Source organism: Kribbella sp. NPDC051587 (assembly GCF_044453945.1).
Taxonomy (GTDB): Bacteria; Actinomycetota; Actinomycetes; order Propionibacteriales; family Kribbellaceae; genus Kribbella.
The window spans coordinates 258,550-275,909 of record NZ_JBITDE010000006.1; the positions used below are offsets into that span (position 1 = coordinate 258,550).

16 protein-coding genes are annotated in these 17,360 nt (G+C 68.3%); 7 read left to right on the plus strand and 9 right to left on the minus strand.

The genetic code is table 11. The annotated features are described in order from the left end of the window. Position 1: 1 nt before the first annotated feature. Positions 2-484 carry a MarR family winged helix-turn-helix transcriptional regulator gene (locus ACIA49_RS23165; RefSeq protein ID WP_396379377.1) on the minus strand — a complete coding sequence of 161 codons (483 nt, stop codon included), beginning with the start codon at positions 482-484 and terminating at the stop codon, positions 2-4. 35 nt (positions 485-519) lie between these two features. Between ACIA49_RS23165 and ACIA49_RS23170 the strand changes: the two genes are divergently transcribed. Next, on the plus strand, positions 520-1,413 hold the full coding sequence (locus ACIA49_RS23170; RefSeq protein WP_396379378.1) for an alpha/beta fold hydrolase: 894 nt from the start codon (positions 520-522) through the stop codon (positions 1,411-1,413). A 13-nt stretch (positions 1,414-1,426) separates the two neighbouring features. On the opposite strand, the gene ACIA49_RS23175 is transcribed toward ACIA49_RS23170, so the two are convergent. The 3 genes from ACIA49_RS23175 to ACIA49_RS23185 are packed head-to-tail and all read right to left on the minus strand — an operon-like array spanning position 1,427 to position 4,483. Next, positions 1,427-2,482: a Gfo/Idh/MocA family protein gene (locus ACIA49_RS23175; RefSeq protein WP_396379379.1), complete on the minus strand. Its 1,056-nt coding sequence runs from the start codon at positions 2,480-2,482 to the stop codon at positions 1,427-1,429. A 1-nt stretch (position 2,483) separates the two neighbouring features. Next, complete coding sequence (locus ACIA49_RS23180; protein WP_396379380.1) at positions 2,484-3,326, minus strand: sugar phosphate isomerase/epimerase family protein; 843 nt, start codon at positions 3,324-3,326, stop codon at positions 2,484-2,486. Further along, complete coding sequence (locus tag ACIA49_RS23185; protein WP_396379382.1) at positions 3,323-4,483, minus strand: ROK family transcriptional regulator; 1,161 nt, start codon at positions 4,481-4,483, stop codon at positions 3,323-3,325. The genes ACIA49_RS23180 and ACIA49_RS23185 overlap by 4 nt, the downstream gene beginning before the upstream one ends. Before the next feature lie 219 nt (positions 4,484-4,702). On the opposite strand from ACIA49_RS23185, the gene ACIA49_RS23190 reads away from it, so the two are divergent. Beyond that, positions 4,703-5,104 (plus strand): hypothetical protein, encoded by a 402-nt coding sequence (locus ACIA49_RS23190; RefSeq protein WP_396379384.1) that lies wholly within the window; start codon positions 4,703-4,705, stop codon positions 5,102-5,104. A 47-nt stretch (positions 5,105-5,151) separates the two neighbouring features. Here ACIA49_RS23190 and ACIA49_RS23195 read toward each other — a convergent pair whose 3' ends face one another. Next, the gene (locus ACIA49_RS23195; RefSeq protein ID WP_396379385.1) at positions 5,152-5,814 is read right to left on the minus strand and encodes an HAD family hydrolase; all 663 of its coding nucleotides are present in this window, start codon (positions 5,812-5,814) and stop codon (positions 5,152-5,154) included. A gap of 71 nt (positions 5,815-5,885) precedes the next feature. Here ACIA49_RS23195 and ACIA49_RS23200 point away from each other — a divergent pair, with 71 nt between their 5' ends. Next, positions 5,886-6,770 (plus strand): phosphotransferase family protein, encoded by an 885-nt coding sequence (locus tag ACIA49_RS23200; RefSeq protein ID WP_396379386.1) that lies wholly within the window; start codon positions 5,886-5,888, stop codon positions 6,768-6,770. Here ACIA49_RS23200 and ACIA49_RS23205 read toward each other — a convergent pair. Further along, complete coding sequence (locus tag ACIA49_RS23205) at positions 6,760-7,383, minus strand: TetR/AcrR family transcriptional regulator (RefSeq protein ID WP_396379387.1); 624 nt, start codon at positions 7,381-7,383, stop codon at positions 6,760-6,762. The genes ACIA49_RS23200 and ACIA49_RS23205 overlap by 11 nt on opposite strands. 109 nt (positions 7,384-7,492) lie before the next feature. Here ACIA49_RS23205 and car point away from each other — a divergent pair, with 109 nt between their 5' ends. Then, positions 7,493-10,870 carry a carboxylic acid reductase gene (gene car / locus ACIA49_RS23210; protein WP_396379388.1) on the plus strand — a complete coding sequence of 1,126 codons (3,378 nt, stop codon included), beginning with the start codon at positions 7,493-7,495 and terminating at the stop codon, positions 10,868-10,870. Here the strand turns inward: car and ACIA49_RS23215 are convergent. Next, on the minus strand, positions 10,863-11,306 hold the full coding sequence (locus ACIA49_RS23215; RefSeq protein ID WP_391547988.1) for an Lrp/AsnC family transcriptional regulator: 444 nt from the start codon (positions 11,304-11,306) through the stop codon (positions 10,863-10,865). The genes car and ACIA49_RS23215 overlap by 8 nt on opposite strands. A gap of 83 nt (positions 11,307-11,389) precedes the next feature. Between ACIA49_RS23215 and ACIA49_RS23220 the strand changes: the two genes are divergently transcribed. Genes ACIA49_RS23220 through ACIA49_RS23230 form a run of 3 tightly spaced genes read left to right on the plus strand, consistent with a single transcriptional unit; the run spans position 11,390 to position 14,359 of the window. Continuing rightward, entirely contained in the window at positions 11,390-12,310 is a 921-nt protein-coding gene (locus ACIA49_RS23220; RefSeq protein ID WP_396379586.1) for a 5'-3' exonuclease H3TH domain-containing protein, read from the plus strand. Beyond that, the gene (locus ACIA49_RS23225; protein WP_396379389.1) at positions 12,307-13,506 is read left to right on the plus strand and encodes a M20 family metallopeptidase; all 1,200 of its coding nucleotides are present in this window, start codon (positions 12,307-12,309) and stop codon (positions 13,504-13,506) included. Before ACIA49_RS23220 ends, ACIA49_RS23225 begins: the two co-directional genes overlap by 4 nt. A 49-nt stretch (positions 13,507-13,555) precedes the next feature. Then, on the plus strand, positions 13,556-14,359 hold the full coding sequence (locus ACIA49_RS23230; protein ID WP_396379390.1) for an alpha/beta fold hydrolase: 804 nt from the start codon (positions 13,556-13,558) through the stop codon (positions 14,357-14,359). Here the strand turns inward: ACIA49_RS23230 and ACIA49_RS23235 are convergent. Both ACIA49_RS23235 and ACIA49_RS23240 read right to left on the minus strand, forming a co-directional pair. Further along, positions 14,356-15,189 carry a DUF4232 domain-containing protein gene (locus tag ACIA49_RS23235; protein ID WP_396379391.1) on the minus strand — a complete coding sequence of 278 codons (834 nt, stop codon included), beginning with the start codon at positions 15,187-15,189 and terminating at the stop codon, positions 14,356-14,358. The genes ACIA49_RS23230 and ACIA49_RS23235 overlap by 4 nt on opposite strands. Before the next feature lie 85 nt (positions 15,190-15,274). Further along, entirely contained in the window at positions 15,275-17,317 is a 2,043-nt protein-coding gene (locus ACIA49_RS23240) for an ABC transporter ATP-binding protein (protein ID WP_396379392.1), read from the minus strand. Positions 17,318-17,360 lie beyond the last annotated feature (43 nt).

The following is a 17,360-nucleotide window of genomic DNA, read 5'->3' on the forward strand; positions in this document are numbered from 1 at the left end:
CCTATTCGCCGACCGGTCGCTCGATGATTGTTGCCAGGATCGAGCGGAGTTGGGCGATGGCCTCGGCGCCGACCAGTCCCTGTAGCCAGCTGTCGTAGTCGACGACCACATCGCGGCACGCGCGGAGTAGCCGACCGCCGTCAGCCGTCACGACATACAGCTTGGCGCGGCCGTCGGTCGGGTCGGGCTGTAGTTCGACGTACCCGCGACGCACTAGTGCCGCGCACAGCTCCGCGGTCGCCTGTTTCGTGCGCCCGCCACGGGCCGCGAGGTCGACCAGTCTGGTGCCGTTCGGGTCCACTGTCGCCAGCACCGAGACGTGCGGTGCACCGACGTCGTCGTACCCGGCCTGTCCTATTGCGTGTTCGAGATGGACCACGAGCGCGCGATGCGCCTCCCGCAGGACGTCGCCCAGCGGGCGCTCCCCCGGGACCGGATTAGTCAGGGCCTTGACTTTCTTCCGGGCCGGCCGCAGATTGGTCATGCTCCTGACTATACCGCTCGACGAGAGGTCCGACCATGACCACAGTTGCACCCGGCGACGGCATCACGATGCCCAGCGTCGAGGGGGTGCGGCACCGCTCGGTCACCGTCGGCGGGATCCGGTTCCACCTGGCGGAGGCCGGCGCCGACGACGCACCTGCGGTGCTGTTGCTGCACGGTTTCCCGCAGCACTGGTACGCCTGGCGGGGTCTCCTGACAGAGCTTTCCGACAACCACCGGGTGATCGCCGTAGACCTTCCCGGGTTCGGTTGGAGCGCCCCGTCTCCGACCGGCTATTCGACCGCAGAACGCGCCCGGCAGGTGATGGCGCTGCTCGACGAGCTCGGGATCGGCGAGGTCGATCTTGTAGGCCATGACTGGGGAGCTTGGCTTGCTTTCCGGATCGGGCTGGATGCACCGCGACGGGTACGGCGGCTCGTGGCGATCAGCGAGATCAGTCCGTGGCCGCTGCAGCGCCGGCTCGTTCCACGGCTGTGGCGGATGTGGGTCACCGCGATCTTCGAGGTCCCGTTCCTCGGCCGCGTCCTGGGAGCGAACAACCGAGTGATCTCATGGTTCCTCACCCGGGACGCGCGGAACCGGTCGATCTGGACCGACCGCCTGGTGGCGAGCTATGCCGACGTCGCAGCGCGTCGCGAGGTGGCGACGGCCGGGCAGCGGATGCATGCGGCGTTCGTGATGCGCGACATCAGCGCCCTCGTGCTGCGCCGGCGGTGGAAGGCGCCGTACGACGTCCCGACCCTGATGGTTGCCGGTGACAACGACAGCTATGTACCGGCTGCTCTGATGGAGCAGCCCAGGCATCGCGCCGACACGGTACGGGTCGTGACCGTACCGGGCGGGCATTTCCTGCTCGACGAGAATCCCAGCGCGGTCAGTCGGGTCGTGCGGATGCACCTCGCCGACTGACCGCGCCGAGTCGTCAGTGGGTGATCTTGACCTCGGAGCCTGTGGAGGCGGACTCGTAGATGGCGGTGAGCATGCGGGCCATCTCGAGGCCGTGTTCGGCGGGGGCGTCGGCGGGGATCTCGCCGCGGCAGATGCGTAGGAAGTTCTCGATCTGGTTGGCGAAGCCGACGGTGAAGTCGAAGCCGAGGGAGTCGATCTGCGGCTCGATGTGGAGCAGGGTGTCGTGGCGTTCGGTGACCATGTGCAGGGCCGGCTCGATCTCGACGCCGCCCTTGTCGCCGAACAGTTCGACGCGGGTCTCGTTGCGGGTGTGCAGTGAGTACGAGACGTCGACGTTCAGGACGGCGCCGTTGCCGAAGCGGATCTGCGCGGTGGCGTAGTCCTCGACGTTGTTGACGAGGGTGGGTGAGGCGGCGCGGTAGCGGGACAGGTTCTGGATGTTGTCCCGGGCACCGATCGGGTCGAAGGTCGCGCCGGAGACCGAGGCCGCGGCGGGCTGGCCCATCAGGTACCAGCAGAGGTCGACGACGTGGACGCCCAGGTCGATGAGCGGTCCACCGCCGGCCACGTCCTTGTCGCCGAACCAGCCACCGGGGTTACCGGCGGTGCGCAGGATCGTCGTCCGGGCGGCGTAGATGTCGCCGAACTCGCCTTCGTCCAGGAACCGCTTCGCGACCAGCGCGTTCGGCGCGTACCGCCGGACGTAACCGATCTGCAGCGACTTGCCGGTCTCCTGGGTGGCCTTGACGAGTGCCTCGGCCTCGGCGACCGAGACGCTCATCGGCTTCTCGAGGAGCACGTTCTTGCCGGCTCGCAGGGCCGCCTCGGCGATCTCGGCGTGCACGTTGTTCGGCACACAGATGCTGACGGCATCGATCTCGGAGTCGGACAGGATCTCGTCGCGATCACCGGTCACCCGCGCGACGCCGAACTGCTCGCCGCGCTGCTTGACCCGCTCGAGGTCGATGTCGCAGAGCGCCGCCACCTCGGCGCCGGGGTTCGCCTGGTAGGCCTTGATGTGTTCCTGCGCGATCGTGCCCACACCGATCACGGCAATGCGAATCGTCATGTCAGGCTCCTTCGGCCAGAGCGAGAACGTTCTTCAGGCCCAGCTCGACCGCGCCGGGAGCCGCCTCGAGGCCCTCGAACTCCAGCGTGACGGGCAGGTCCGGCTTGGTGAGGACGAGCGCGAGCAGCGCGCGCAGGTCGAGGTCACCGTGGCCCGGGATGGTGCCGAGCAGGTACTCCCCCGCCAGCGTCTTCAACCAGCCGTCGCGCGGGACAGAACGCCGTACATGGAAGTCCTTGACGTGGGCGGCGGCCGCGACGTCGAGCAGCCCGGCGACGGTGCGGCCGGGGACCTCGCCGACGCACAGGCCGTTGCCGAGGTCGAGGGTGACGCGGAAGTTCGGGCGGTCGACGGCGTGCACGAGGCGGGCGACACGCTCGCTGCCGTTCATCGACATGCCGTGGTTCTCCACGGTCGTGGTGATGCCGAGCCCGGCCGCGTGGTCGGCGAGCACCTGAGCGCCTTCGACCAGGTGCGGGAAGACGCGCTCGAACTCGCCCTGGTTCTCCTCGCGCCAGCCCCACGGCAGGACGTCGTGGCGGAACAGGCGGGCGCCGAGCCGGTGGCCGACGTCGAGGTGCCGCTTGACCCGGTCGATCTCCTCGGTGCTGCCTTCGCGCAGGTCGGCGCCGATCAGGTAGTTCAGGATCGGTACGCCGCGGTCGGACGCGGCCTTGACCACGGTCTCGACCAGCTTGTCGTCGGTCAGCAGGTCGTCACCGAGCGCGGCGATCTCCAGGTGCTCGGCGGGTGAGTCGGCCACCCAGTCCACGACCCCGACCAGGTCCATCTCGCCGCGGGCCATGAGCTTGCTGAAGCTGTACGAACTGACTCCCAGTTTCACTGGTAGTTCCTCTCATCGTCATGCGTGAGCTTGTTCCACGGACTCGGGTAGTTCTGAACGCCGTAGATCGCGGAGCCGAACCGGTCGAACGCATGACCGGCGGCTCCCAGCACCGCTGCCTCACGGCCCAAGGCGGCGGCGACGAACGGGGGTCGCTCCGGAACGACGAGTTCCTTCGCGACGGCTGCTTCCAGCGGGCGCAGCAGCGTCGTGGTCTCGGCGGCGCCGCCGCAGCGGACCACGACGACATCGGGATCGACGACCAGGACGACGGTCGCGATCCGGCCCGCGATCTGGGCGCAGAAATCCTTGATCTCGGCCTTGGCCTCCGCGTCACCGGCAGCGGCGGCCTGCAGGACGGCCTCGCCGGTCGGCCGCGACGTCCAGACGAGCTGGCCGCGCTGCGCGTTGCGGGTCCAGCGCATGCCGCGCTGGGAACCGAGCTCGCCGGCGATCCGGTGACTGCCCTGCCGGATCTCCTCGTCGAGGACGATCGACAGCGACAGCCGGTTGCCGACCTGCAGATAGAGGACGTCGGAGTGTCCGCGCCCCGCGCCGCCGCGCTGCTCGGCCAGGGCTGCGAGCTTGATGTCGTTGTCCACGGTGACCAGGCAGCCGAGCTGCTCGGCGACGGTCTCCGCGATCGGCTGACCGACGACTTCCGGAAGGACGAGGCTGGCGCGGAGCCGGCCGCTCTCCTCGACCACGCCCGGCAGTGCGACTCCGACCGCTCTGAGGCTGGCCAGATCTGCACCGGCCTCCTTGGCGACGGCTTCGACTGCCGCGACCGTCGTCTCGTCGACGGAACGGCCCTCGCGACCGAGTTCGGCGTACCCGAGTCTGTGTCCGGCCAGATCGCAGAGCACGACCCGCGCGCCGCGGGGCCCGATGTCGACGCCGGCGACCACCCCGGCCTCGCGCACGAACCGGAACGACCGCGCAGGCCGCCCGGGCCCGGCCGATGCCGCGTTGCTCGGCTCCACCAGACCGGCGGCGACCAGATCGTCCAGTACGGCGTGCACCGTGGGTCGCGACAGTCCGGTCTCGGCGCTGATCACGCCGACCGTCTGGGCAACTCCCGCATCGGCCAGGAAGCGCAGGCACGCGACCTGGTTCGCCGACCGCTCCGCATGAGCAGTCCCTGGTGCAGTCTCCATCGACCCCAACCAATTATCCAACCGGCTTTAATAAACACGCTAGTCGACGCCCGCTGGTCCTGACAAGCGTCTTGGCAAGCTCACGCAGAGCGACCTGCCGCGTTCCTCACGCCGCCTTCAGCCGAGCGGACGCACTCACTTCCCCGGCGCACGCAACCTCGCGCACCGCTCACTGCATTTGGTGAGCACAGGTTGGACGACACGGGGAGACTGTCAACGATGCAGGTCCGGCGCCACTGGCCCGTCGCGGTGGCCGGCGTGGCCGCTTCCGCCACCTTCGTGCTCAGCGGGATCATCCGCGGCACGTATCCGTTCGGCGACCGGACCCGCAGTACGAACGACCTGACCTTCAACGATCCGATGCTGACGGGTGGGCAGGGATCGCAGTACTACTCCAGCACCATCCCCGACACGACGTCGAAGGCGCTGATCGCGCTCGGGTTCGGCTACACGTCGCGTGGACGGCAAGGCCACCAAACCCATCACTCGAGCCGGCCTCCTCACCATCGCCGTCGGCCCCACCGCCATCCACCTAACGTCCGAAGAACCCGACTACGTGGTCGGCGTGTTTTCGGACGTAGAACGGCGCTGGCCCCGGTCCGGCCGAATCCCCTCCCGTAACGTCCGAAGAATCGCTGACGAGGTGCGCGCGTCCTTCGGACGTTAGGTCAGGTCAGGAGGGTGGGGAGTTCGGCGAAGGTGTTGATGGTGTCGCCGGGCCAGGCGGGGTGGCTGTTGGAGTGTTCGAGGGTGCGGATGGCGTGCATGCCGAGGGAGGCGGCGGCGGGGAGTTCGTTGTCGTTGCCGTCGCCTACGTAGACGCAGTCGGACGGGGTGACGCCGAGGGCGCTGCAGGCGGTGAGGTAGATGGCGGGCTCGGGCTTGGCAACGCCTAGTTCGGAGGAGAAGGCGGTGGTGTCGAAGTAGGGGGCCAGCGGGCTGTCTCGCCATTGGAGCTGGGTCTCGGTGGTGATGTTGCTGACCAGGCCGATCCGCCAGCCGTCGGCGCGGAGCTTGGCGAGGGTGCCGAGGGTGGCCGAGGGCGGGGCGAACAGGAGGCGGCGGGTGAGGGAGCGCCGGAGGTTGGTTGCCTCCAGCACCTGTTCGTCGGTGGGCTCGCCGCCGGCGCGCTCCGCGATCACGCGCACGGTGGTCTCCAGATCGCCGTACACGCCGGTGAACCGCTCGTAGGCCGCGGCGTCGAACTCACGCACGAAGCGGGCGGTGTCGACCCCGAGCAGCCGTGCCATGACCTCGTTCAGCACGCTCCGCTCGGCATCTCCACCGGGAACCAACGTGCTGAACAAGTCACTCAGAAGCACTCGACGCATCCCCAGACCCTACGTCACCGCGGTCACGCAAGCGCTGGAGTTGGTGCGTCGTGGACTTGTACCCTCACGCCGTGCAGTGGTTGGAAGCCGGTACGCCGGAAGCCGTGTTGGCGGCGTTACGACTGGTCGCGCCGCAACTCGGTGACGAGCCGATCGTGTTCCGCGCTGGGCGGGTTGAGGTCGACCCGTTGTGGTGGTCGGCGAGCGCGGTGGTCGGCGGGCGGTTCGTGGTGAAGTTCGCCTGGTCGGAACCGGCCGCGGCTCGGTTGGCCCACGAGATCGCCGTACTGGAGTCGTTGCAGATCCCGCTCCTGCCCGAGGTAGTCGCGAGCAGCACTGATCCGGTGTTGCTGGTGACCGCACTCGTACCGGGTGAGACCTTGTTCGACGTCGTGGACTCCATCGACCGTGCGGACGCGGGTCGGCAGCTCGCGCAGTTCCTGACCGCGTTGCACGGTTCCTCGATCGAGAATCCACCGCCCGCCGCGTTGCCTCCGGCCACCACCGAGATCATCAGAGAGCGCTTCCCCACCTGGGTTCGCCCCGACCAGCGTTCCGCCGTACGGCGATGGTGTGACTGGGCGGACGACGTACTGGCCACCCCGCGACCGCAGGTGCTCGTGCACGGCGATCTGCACGGCGGCAACCAGGTCTGGTACGACGGTCAGCTCCGCGCGGTCGTCGACTTCGAGACTGTCGGTCTGGCTGACCCCGAGTACGACCTCCGGCTCTTCCCCAGCACCGGCCCACGCCTCGAACTGCTCGCCAGCACTCTCTGGAACTACACCGGTCGCCCTCTGAACGTCGGCAGGATCATGGCGTGGCACGTGCGCACAGTGCTGGGCGACGCGCTCTGGCGCAGCGAAGCGGGCGTTCCACTCCCCGACCACCGATCCCCCGAGGCCTGGACGGACGACCTGCGCGAGCGATTCACCGCGCTGAACATCAGCCCCTAGGCGCGATCAGGATCTCCAGTGCGTGGGCGACCGATTCGAGTGAGCTGCGGTCGCGGGTGGCGAGGGTGACGACGAAAGCGCCTTGGATGAGGGCGAGGACGACGTCCGCGAGCTCCGCGGCGGGCTGGTCGGTGCGGACGTCGCCACGCTCGCGGCCGCGCTCGAACAAGACGGTGAGGCGTTGCTTCCAGACGTCGAGGTCGAGGCTCAGCTGGTCGCGGAACTGATCGTTGCTGACGGCAACTTCGGTCGCGAGCTTGCCGATCAGGCAGGCACGCCGGTACTCGGACTCGACGAGCATGCCGGTCAGTTCACCGAAGTACCCGGTGAGCGCCTCGGCCGTGCTGAGACCGGGGGTCGCGCTCCACCGATCGATGCGCTCCAGCTGGCGGCTGGTGTAGCCGCGCAGGAGCTCGGCGGCGAAGGCCTCCTTCGATCCGAAGTGGTGGTAGAAGGACCCCTTCGGGACGCCGGAGCTGGTCAGGATCCCGTCCACGGTCGTGCCGTGGAAGCCGCGCGCGTACAGCTGCACCAGCCCCTCGCGCAGCAGCCGGTCGCGATGCGTCTCGACGCGGGCGGTCATCACTTCCCCCTGATCCTCGGTGGCGATCATCACATCACCCTAAAGACGCTTGACGGAATCGTCTAGACGATGTCGTCTAGTAACGGTGAGCAACTGAACCACCACGCACTGCCCCGAGAGCTGTGAGAGGACCCCACCGATGCCCATCGTGCCCGCCGCCCGTACCGACCGTCAGGACCAGCTCCTCGCCGCGTTGTACGACACCGACCCCGAGATCCGCGCCGCGCGCCCGCTCCCCGAGGTCACCGAGGCCGTCCATCGGCCGGGGCTGCCGCTGGTCGACCTGGTGCGGACGCTGATGACGTCGTACGCCGATCGGCCCGCGGTCGGCGAGCGAGCCCGGACGGCGTCGTTGGAGCTGGAGCCTCGCTTCGAGACGATCACGTACGGCGAACTGTGGGAGCGCGCTGGTGCGCTCGCGGCCGAATGGCATGCGCACGGGGTCGAGGCCGGCGACTTCGTGGGGATCATCGGTGCCGGCAGCATCGATTTCACCGTCGTCGACCTCGCCGTACTGCGGCTGGGCGCGGTGTCCGTGCCGTTGCAGACCGGTGCCACCATCGCGAACCTCGCGCCGATCATCGCCGAGACCGAACAACGCGTTCTCGCTACCAGCGCCGCCATGCTGGAGACCGCAGTCGAGTGCGCCCTCGCCGGTACGACGGTCCGCCGCGTGATCGTGTTCGACCACGCGGACGCTGGCTTCGAGGCCGCGCGCACCCGCCTCGCAGCCGCCGGGATCACGCTTGAGACGTTGACCGAACTGCTCGACCGCGGGCGTGCTCTGCCGGCCGCACCGGACTTCAGCGCCCCGATCGACGACAACCACACCGCGCTGCTGCTCTACACCTCCGGCAGCACCGGCACGCCCAAGGGCGCGATCTACACCGACCGGATGGTCGTGAACGTCTGGCTCGACGTCCTCCCGCGGTACCCCGACCTCCCCCGGATCGGTCTCAACTACCTGCCGCTGAGCCACATGATGGGTCGCATCGGCCTCTACACCACCTTCTCGGCCGGAGGCACGGCGTACTTCACGGCCTCGACCGACATGTCTACGTTCTTCGACGACCTCGCGCTGGTCGCTCCGACCGAACTGGTCCTGGTCCCCCGCGTCTGCGACACCCTCTTCCAGCACTACACCAACCGATCGGGTGACCAGGTGCTGGCCGAGATGCGCGAGAAGCTGCTCGGTGGTCGGGTGGTGTGGGCGAGCACCGGGTCAGCCCCGATGAGCGCCGAGCTGTCCAAGTTCATGGACTCCCTGCTCGGCGTCCCATTGCATGACGTGTACGGATCCACCGAGGCCGCTTGTGTTTTCGTGGACGGCGAGGTCGTGCGGCCGTGGGTGCACGACGTACAGCTCGAAGACGTACCGGAGCTCGGGTACTTCACCACCGACACACCGCATCCCCGCGGCGAGCTGCTGGTCAAGGCTGAGAACCTCTTCCCCGGCTACTACCAGCGCCCGGACATCACCGCCGAGGTGATCGATGCCGACGGCTACTACCACACCGGCGATATCATGGCCCGGGTCGGCGAGGACCGCTACGTGTACGTCGATCGCCGGTCGAACGTCCTCAAGCTGGCCCAGGGTGAGTTCGTCGCGGTGTCCCGGCTCGAGGCGTTGTTCGTCGCCAGCCCGCTGATCCGGCAGATCTTTGTCTACGGCAACAGTGCACGCTCGTACCTGTTGGCGGTCGTCGTACCGACCGAGAGCGACGTACTGGATCTGGAGACCGCACTGCGCGCCTCGATCCGGCAGCTCGCCGACGAGGCCGGGCTCAACGCCTACGAGATTCCCCGCGACTTCATCATCGAGACCGAACCGTTCAGCCCGGACAACGGCCTGCTCAGCGGCGTCCGCAAACTCGTCCGCCCCAAGCTCAAGGCTCGGTACGGCGACCAGCTCGAACGCCTGTACGCCGAACTCGCGACCGCGGAGGCGGGTGAACTGGACGCCCTGCGCCAGGCCGGTTCGAACCAGCCGGCCCTGGAGGCGGTGCAGCGGGCGGCGCGCGCCGTACTGAATCTGACTGGTTCTGTCGCGCCGGACACCCGGTTCGCCGACATCGGCGGCGACTCGCTGTCAGCCCTGACCTTGTCGAGCCTGCTGCAGGAGATCTTCGAGGTCGATGTTCCGGTCAACCTGGTGGTGAGTCCGGCAACAACTCTGCGCGACCTGGCCGAACACATCGAGAAGACCCAGCAGTTCGGCGCGGCTCGCCCGACCGCGGCGACCGTTCACGGCGCCGGCGCCACGGTGGTCCGCGCGGCCGATCTGAAGCTGGACACATTCATCGACACCGCCATCCTCGAGGCCTCCAAGCAGGAGCCGGCTGACGCCGTACGGACGGTGTTGCTGACCGGCGCGAACGGCTACCTCGGCCGCTTCCTGTGCCTGGACTGGCTGGAGCGACTGGCCGAACGCGACGGCACTCTGATCTGCGTGGTTCGCGGCCTCGACGCCGAGGCTGCGCGGGCACGGTTGACCGAGGTCTTCGACAGCGGCGACCCGGAGCTGCTCCGCCGCTTCCACGAGCTGGCCGCCGATCATCTGGAGGTGCTGGCTGGTGACCTGGCTCAGCCCGACTTCGGTCTCGACCAGGCGACGTGGGATCGCCTGACCAGCACGGTCGACCTGATCGTGCACCCGGCCGCACTGGTCAACCACGTGCTGCCCTACGACCAGCTGTTCGGTCCCAACGTCGTCGGCACCGCCGAGGTGATCCGGCTGGCGTTGACCGGCCGCATCAAGCCGGTGACCTTCCTGTCGACCGTCGCCGTCCTGATGGCTGACGTCAGCACCACAGACGAGACCGCCGACATCAGGATCAGCAGCCCGGAGCGCCAGCTGAACGACGGCTACGCCAATGGGTACGGCGCGAGCAAATGGGCTGGCGAGGTCCTGCTGCGCGAGGCCAGTGAGCGCTACGGCTTGCCGGTCGCGGTCTTCCGATCGGACCTGATCCTCGCGCACAGCCGGTACGCCGGTCAGGTGAACGTGCCGGACATGTTCACCCGGCTGCTGTTCAGCCTGGTCGTCACCGGGATTGCGCCCGGCTCGTTCTACGCGTCACACGCTGAGCGTGCGCACTACGACGGCCTGCCCGTGGACTTCACCGCCGAAGCCATCACCACGATCGGCGAGCAGACCACGCAGGGCCTCAGCACGTACAACACCCTCAACCCGCACGACGACGGCATCTCGTTGGACACGATCGTGGACTGGCTGGTCGACGCCGGCGCCTCGATCAGCCGGGTCGCCGACTACCGCGACTGGTTCACCCGGTTCGAGGGGAAGCTGCGGGCGTTGCCCGACCAGGAGAAGCAGCATTCGCTACTCCCCCTGCTGCATGCCTTCCAGGACCCGGCCCCCGCGATCCCCGGCGGCGCCGTACCTGCCACGGAGTTCGAGACCGCCGTACGCGACGCCAAGCTCGACCTCCCGCACCTGTCGGCGGAGTTGATCGCGAAGTACCTCGCCGACCTGCGACTGCTCGACCTGCTCAGCTGAGCGCGGGCGGGCGATGCTCGTACGGCGTGCTGAGGACGATCGTGGTCGTGGTCGAGACGTTGGCCCGGGCGCGGATCACGGCCAGCAGGTTCTCCAGCGCGCCGGGTGAGGCGACCCGGACGATCAGGATGTAGCTGGAGTCGCCGGCGACCGAGTAGCAGGACTCGATCTCGGGGACGTCGCGCAGCCGTTCGGGCGAGTCGTCGGGCTGGGAGGGGTCGATCGGGCGGATCGAGATCAGCGCGGACAGCGGGAGGTCGAGGGCGGTGTGGTCGATCAGCGCGGCGTAGCCCAGGATGATGCCGCGCTGCTCGAGACGCTTCACCCGCTGGTGCACCGCCGAGGTGGACAGGCCGGTGGCCTTGCCCAGGTCGGTGAAACTCATCCTGCCGTCGGCCGCGAGCAGGCCGACGATCTTGCGGTCCAGGTCCTCCATCCTGGAGACCCTACTGCCGTGGGACCCCGGCATGAAAGCATCCCCTCATGGCTGAGATGGATCTTGGGACCGGACAGCGGCTGATGCTGCTCGACACCGCGTCGTTGTACTTCCGGGCGTTCTTCGGCGTACCGGACACGATGAAGGCCGCCGACGGGACGCCGACGAACGCGATCCGCGGACTGCTCGACTTCATCGCCCGCCTGGTCGAGAACCACCGGCCGACCCATCTGGTCGCCTGCTGGGACGACAACTGGCGGCCGTCCTGGCGGGTCGCGCTGATCCCGTCGTACAAGGCGCAGCGGGTCGAGTACGTGTCGCCGAAGGGCGACCAGGTCGAGGACGTGCCGGACCGCCTCGAGGTGCAGGTGCCCTACATCCGCGCCTGCCTGGACGCGCTCGGCATCGCGATCGTGGGTGCGGCCGACCACGAGGCCGACGACGTGATCGGCACGCTGTCGCACCAGGCGACCATGCCGGTCGACGTCGTCACCGGCGACCGGGACCTGTTCCAGCTGATCGACGACAGCCGCGGCATCCGCGTCGTCTACACGGCGGCCAAGGGCGTCGGCCGTGCGGACGTGTACGACGAGAAGGCGCTGCTCGCGAAGTACGAGATCCCCGCGAACCGGTACGCCGACTTCGCCACCCTGCGCGGTGACGCCTCCGACGGCCTGCCCGGCGTCAAGGGGATCGGCGAGAAGACCGCCGCCTCGCTGATCACGTCGTACGGCGATCTGGACAGCATCCGCGCGGCTGCCGCCGACCCGAGTACGCCGATGGCTGCCGGGGTGAAGCGGAAGATCCTGGACGCGGCCGACTATCTGGACGTCGCGCCGAAGGTGGTCGCGGTCGCCAAGGACGCGCCGGTCACGATCGCCAACTTCCAGATCCCGCGCCAGGTGCACGACCCGGAGAAGTGGCTCGACCTCGTGGAGCTGCTCGAACTGCGGACCAGCGCCCAGCGCGTGATGTCCGCCCTCAACCTGGGACCGAAGGCATGACCGCGACCGTTGAGCTCGCTCGCGGTATCGGCGACGAGATCATCGCGCTCCGGCGCGCCCTCCACCAGGTCCCCGAGTACGACCTCGAGCTGCCCAAGTCCCAGCGCCTGATCCTCGACGCGCTCGCCGGTCTGCCGCTCGAGATCACGCTGGGCAAGGAGCTGTCGTCGGTGACCGCCGTACTGCGGGGTGGTGGCGGGCCTGGTCCGGTCGTGCTGCTGCGCGGTGACATGGATGCCCTGCCGGTGACCGAGCGCGTCGACGTACCGTATGTGTCGCAGCATCCCGGCATGATGCATGCCTGCGGCCACGACCTGCACGTGGCTGGTCTGGTCGGTGCGGCCAAGATCTTGTCGGCGCTGCAGCCCACGCTCGCCGGCGATGTCGTCTTCATGTTCCAGCCCGGCGAGGAGACCACCGGCGGCGCGCCGATCATGATCCGTGAGGGTGTGCTTGAAGCCGCGGGCCGCCGGGCGGACGCCGCCTACGGTCTGCACGTCGGCGCCGCCGTCCAGCCGCTCGGGATGTGGAGCAGCCGGCCCGGTCCGTTCATGGCCGCGGCTGATCAACTCTCGGTGCGCGTCGTCGGCGCCGGGACGCACGGGTCGACGCCGTTCCGGGGCAAGGACCCGATCCCGGTCGCCTGCGAGATGGTGACCGCTCTGCAGACGATGATCACGCGGCAGTTCGACGTGTTCGACCCGGTCGTGCTCACCGTCGGCCGGATCGCGGGCGGTACCAAGGAGAACATCATCCCCGACGACGCGTTCTTCGACGCGACCGTCCGGACGTTCTCCGAGCAGACCCGGGCCAAGGTCCAGCAGGCCTCGACGCACCTGGTCGAGGCGATGGCGGCCGCCCACGGTCTGGTCGCCGAGGTCGCCTACCGCATCGGCTACCCCGTCACCGTCAACAACCCCGACGAGTACGCCTTCGCCCGCGACACGATCGTCGACCTCTTCGGCGCCGACCGCTTCCGCGAACGCGCCAACCCGCGCTGCGGCGCCGAAGACATGTCCTACGTCCTGAACGAGGTCCCCGGCGTCTACCTCAACCTGAGCGCCTGCCGCGCCGCCGACCCCGACAAGGCCGCCGACAACCACTCGCCGTTGGCCGACTTCGACGACTCGATCCTCCCCGACGCCGCCGCCCTGCTGGCCGAGCTCGCCGTACGACGACTGTCGCGCGGCATCTAGGGAATCTTCCCGATGTGCGCAGGCCCCGGCGGGCGAGAAACTCCGGGGCATGCGCGGACACTATGTCGACGTCCCTGACGGGTACCTCTACTACGAACAGCACGGCGACGGCGGTCTCGACGTCGTCCTCCTGAACGGCGGCCTGGCCGACACCCGGATGTGGACCCCGACGGTCGCCTGGCTCGCGAAGTTCGCCCGCGTCACCACCTGGGACTATCGCGACAACGGTCTCTCGTCACCGTCGTACAGCCCGTACGACGAGATCGCGGACCTGCTCGCCGTACTGGACGCAGCCGGTGTCTCCCGGGCAGTCCTGGTCGGTTCGTCGGACGGCGGTCGCCGGGCGCTGGCCTTCGCCCACCGCCATCCCGAGCGGGTGATGAAGGTGTGTGCCCTGGCGCCGTCGTTCGGTGAGTTCCCCGATCCGTCGCCGGTCGAGGAGGCCGCGCGCGTCGTGATGCGCGAGCACTTCGCCGAGATCGAGGACCTCCTCGCGACCGAAGGCATCCCGGCCGCGGCCGCTCACGACATCGACGGCTGGTGCCCACAGGTCGCCGAACCCGACCGCCGACTCCTGACCGGCCTCGCCATCGCCAACGCCCGCGTCCTGACCATGCCCGAGGCCCACGGCCAAGAACTCGACCCGCCGATCAAGACCCGATTCGCCGAACTCGCCGTACCGGTGCACGTCCTCGTCGGCAGACACGACTTCCAAGGCACCCAGCTCTGGGCCCAACGCCTAGCCGCCCAAGCCCCCGATTCCACCCTCTCAGTACTCCCCCACGCCGACCACATGCCCATGTACTCAGCCCCCGCCGCGTTCCGCGAATGGGTGACACACCACGCGAGCTAGGGCTGGTCCTTCTTCCACGGGCTAACGGCGAGCTTGCCCGTGCTGCCCAGGTCGAACTCGGGTGTCAGCATGACCGGTGCGGCGCCGCGCTTGGCCCAGACTCTGGCATAGGGGCTGTTCACATTGGTGAGGCCGGCCTCGAGGGTGTTGCGCCAGGTCAGCGTCGCAGTGGCGCGTTCGCCGCGCTTCAGGACCAGCGGCTGAGCCTTGCCGTCGTTCGTGATCTCTATATCGTTGACGGGTCGGTGGCTCTCGTCGAGGAGCTGCAACCGCGGTTGGCCGTTGACGGAGACGGTCCGCGTGCCGCAGTTCTCCCAGTGGATCCCCAGGACACGGACTCCCATGGCCGCCTCGGCGTCTTCATCGGCGTACAGGCGCACTCCCGAGCGCGGGCACGCGCCGCCCTTGGAAGGCGCTTCGGCTGCGGGGATGCTCCGCACCTTGATGATCTTCACGCGGAACTGGACCCCGCGCGCGTCGTCCGTGGTGACGGTGTCCTTCACCGTCCGGCCCGGCTTCACACCTGGCACTGTCTGCGACGGGTTCACCACTGCCTCACCGGAAGTCGTCAGGAAGGCGAAGGTGACCGTGTAGTCGGCAGTTTCCTTGCCGGAGTTGGTGACTTCGAAGTGGGCGCAGTGCGGCGCAACACTGCTCACACCGGTGATCCGGACTCCGTCCTTCGGATCGGCGGCTTCCCCAACTGGCGGCGTGTCGCAGGAGGAATCGACGGGCACCTCCCGGTCGGTTGCTGTGGGCGCCGGCTGTGTTCCGCAGGCTGTGACCAACAACAGGGCACCGAGCAGTACGGCGGGGAGTTTGCTGCGCATCGCCCGAGTGAATCAGACCAGAGAGCGACCGCAGGCCTCTCGCCGTCCATGACTCCGGATAGAAGTCATGGACGGCGAGAACACGTCAGCTCCGAAGAACCGGGGCTCCCGGCCGACCTGCGGGGCCGACGGCTACAGCCTCGGCGTCGATGTCCGCTACCGCGCCACTGAACTGGGCGTTGTAGAGGTTGGCGTAGGCACCGTCGAGGGCCAGGAGCTCCCGGTGGTTGCCCTGTTCGACGATGGCACCGTTCTCCATCACCAGGATCAGGTTCGCGTCCCGGATGGTGGAGAGCCGGTGGGCGATGACGAAGCTGGTGCGGTCGGACCGGAGGGCGGCCATGGCACGCTGGACCAGGACCTCGGTGCGGGTGTCGACCGAGCTGGTCGCTTCGTCGAGGATCAGCAACTGCGGGTCGGCCAGGAACGCGCGGGCGATGGTGAGCAACTGCTTCTCACCGGCGCTGACGTTGCTGCCTTCCTCGTCGATGACCGTGTCGTAGCCGTCCGGCAGGCTGTGCACGAAGCGATCCACGTACGTCGCCTTGGCCGCGGCCAGCATGTCTTCCTCGGTGGCGTTGAGGTTGCCGTAGAGGATGTTGTCGCGGATGGTGCCGCCGAACAGCCAGGTGTCCTGCAGGACCATGCCGATCCGCGAACGCAGGTCGTGGCGGGTCAGCTCGGTGATGTCGATCCCGTCGAGCGTGATCCGGCCGCCGTTGAGCTCGTAGAAGCGCATGATCAGGTTGACCAGGGTGGTCTTGCCGGCGCCGGTCGGGCCGACGATCGCGACCGTCATCCCGGGTTCGGCGACCAGGCTCAGGTCGGTGATCAGCGGCTTGTCCGGGTTGTACGAGAACGACACGTGCTCGAACTCGACTCGGCCCCGGGCCTGCGTGACGGTCTCCGGGGTGGCGTCGTCCGGCACCTGCTCCTCGGCGTCGAGGACCTCGAAGACCCGCTCGGCCGACGCGACCCCCGACTGCAGCAGGTTCGCCATCGAGGCGACCTGGGTGAGCGGCTGGGTGAACTGCCGCGAGTACTGGATGAACGCCTGCACGTCACCCAACGACAGCTGGCCGGAGGCGACCCGCAGGCCACCGACGACCGCGATCACCACGTAGTTCAGGTTCCCGACGAACATCATCAGCGGCATGATCAGGCCGGAGATGAACTGGGCCCCGAACGCGGCCTGGTACAACTCCTCGTTCTTCGTCGCGAACGACGCCTCGATCTCCTTCTGCCGGCCGAAGACCTTCACCAGTTCGTGCCCGGTGAACGCCTCCTCGATCTGGCCGTTCAACGCGCCGGTGTGCCGCCACTGGGCGACGAACCTGGCCTGCGACCGCTTGGCGATCACGGCCGTGACGATCATCGAGATCGGGATCGACACCAGCGCGATCAGCGCCAGCAACGGCGAGACCACGAACATCATCGTCAGCACGCCGATCACCGTGAGCAGCGAGGTGAGCAACTGGCTCAGCGTCTGCTGCAGGCTGGTCGAGATGTTGTCGATGTCGTTGGTGACCCGGCTCAGCAGCTCACCGCGCGGCGCACCGTCGAAGTAGCTCAGCGGCAGCCGGTTCAGCTTGTCCTCGACCTCGGACCGCAGACTGAACACGGTCCGCTGGACTACGCCGTTCAGGATGTAGCCCTGCATCCAGGACAGGAAGAAGGACCCGACGTACAGGGCCAGGACCAGCAGCAGAACGTTGCGCAAGGCATCGAAATCGATCCCGGCGCCGGGGACCAGGTCGATCCCCTGCAGCAGATCGGCGAGCCGGCCGTTGCCGGACGCGCGGGTCTGCTCGATGATCTGCTGCTTGGTCATGCTGGCCGGGAACTTCTTGCCGATGAAGCCGGCGAAGATGATGTCGGTGACCCGGCCCAGGATCTTCGGACCGAGCACGGCCAGGCCGACGCTGCAGATCGCGAGCAGCACGACGACCGACACCTGCACCCGCTGCGGGCGAAGCCGCTTCAGCAACCGCTTGGCCGACGGACCGAAGTTCATCGACTTGTCCCCCGGAATACCTCCCGGAGGCCCGAACGCGCGACCCGTCGTCGGCCGCTCCGTGGCCTTGACCGTCTTCTGCTCCCCCTCGGGGGCCGCATTCTCGTCACTCATTGTCGTCCTCGCTTCGCTGCGGGCGCCAATGAGCGGAGCTCGC

Coding starts and splice junctions, on each gene's coding strand:
- ACIA49_RS23165 (WP_396379377.1), bottom strand. CDS start 484: ATGACCAATCTGCGGCCGGCCCGGAAGAAAGTCAAGGCCCTGACTAAT.
- ACIA49_RS23170 (WP_396379378.1), top strand. CDS start 520: ATGACCACAGTTGCACCCGGCGACGGCATCACGATGCCCAGCGTCGAG.
- ACIA49_RS23175 (WP_396379379.1), bottom strand. CDS start 2,482: ATGACGATTCGCATTGCCGTGATCGGTGTGGGCACGATCGCGCAGGAA.
- ACIA49_RS23185 (WP_396379382.1), bottom strand. CDS start 4,483: ATGGAGACTGCACCAGGGACTGCTCATGCGGAGCGGTCGGCGAACCAG.
- ACIA49_RS23190 (WP_396379384.1), top strand. CDS start 4,703: ATGCAGGTCCGGCGCCACTGGCCCGTCGCGGTGGCCGGCGTGGCCGCT.
- ACIA49_RS23195 (WP_396379385.1), bottom strand. CDS start 5,814: ATGCGTCGAGTGCTTCTGAGTGACTTGTTCAGCACGTTGGTTCCCGGT.
- ACIA49_RS23205 (WP_396379387.1), bottom strand. CDS start 7,383: ATGATCGCCACCGAGGATCAGGGGGAAGTGATGACCGCCCGCGTCGAG.
- car (WP_396379388.1), top strand. CDS start 7,493: ATGCCCATCGTGCCCGCCGCCCGTACCGACCGTCAGGACCAGCTCCTC.
- ACIA49_RS23215 (WP_391547988.1), bottom strand. CDS start 11,306: ATGGAGGACCTGGACCGCAAGATCGTCGGCCTGCTCGCGGCCGACGGC.
- ACIA49_RS23220 (WP_396379586.1), top strand. CDS start 11,390: ATGCTGCTCGACACCGCGTCGTTGTACTTCCGGGCGTTCTTCGGCGTA.
- ACIA49_RS23225 (WP_396379389.1), top strand. CDS start 12,307: ATGACCGCGACCGTTGAGCTCGCTCGCGGTATCGGCGACGAGATCATC.
- ACIA49_RS23230 (WP_396379390.1), top strand. CDS start 13,556: ATGCGCGGACACTATGTCGACGTCCCTGACGGGTACCTCTACTACGAA.
- ACIA49_RS23235 (WP_396379391.1), bottom strand. CDS start 15,189: ATGCGCAGCAAACTCCCCGCCGTACTGCTCGGTGCCCTGTTGTTGGTC.
- ACIA49_RS23240 (WP_396379392.1), bottom strand. CDS start 17,317: ATGAGTGACGAGAATGCGGCCCCCGAGGGGGAGCAGAAGACGGTCAAG.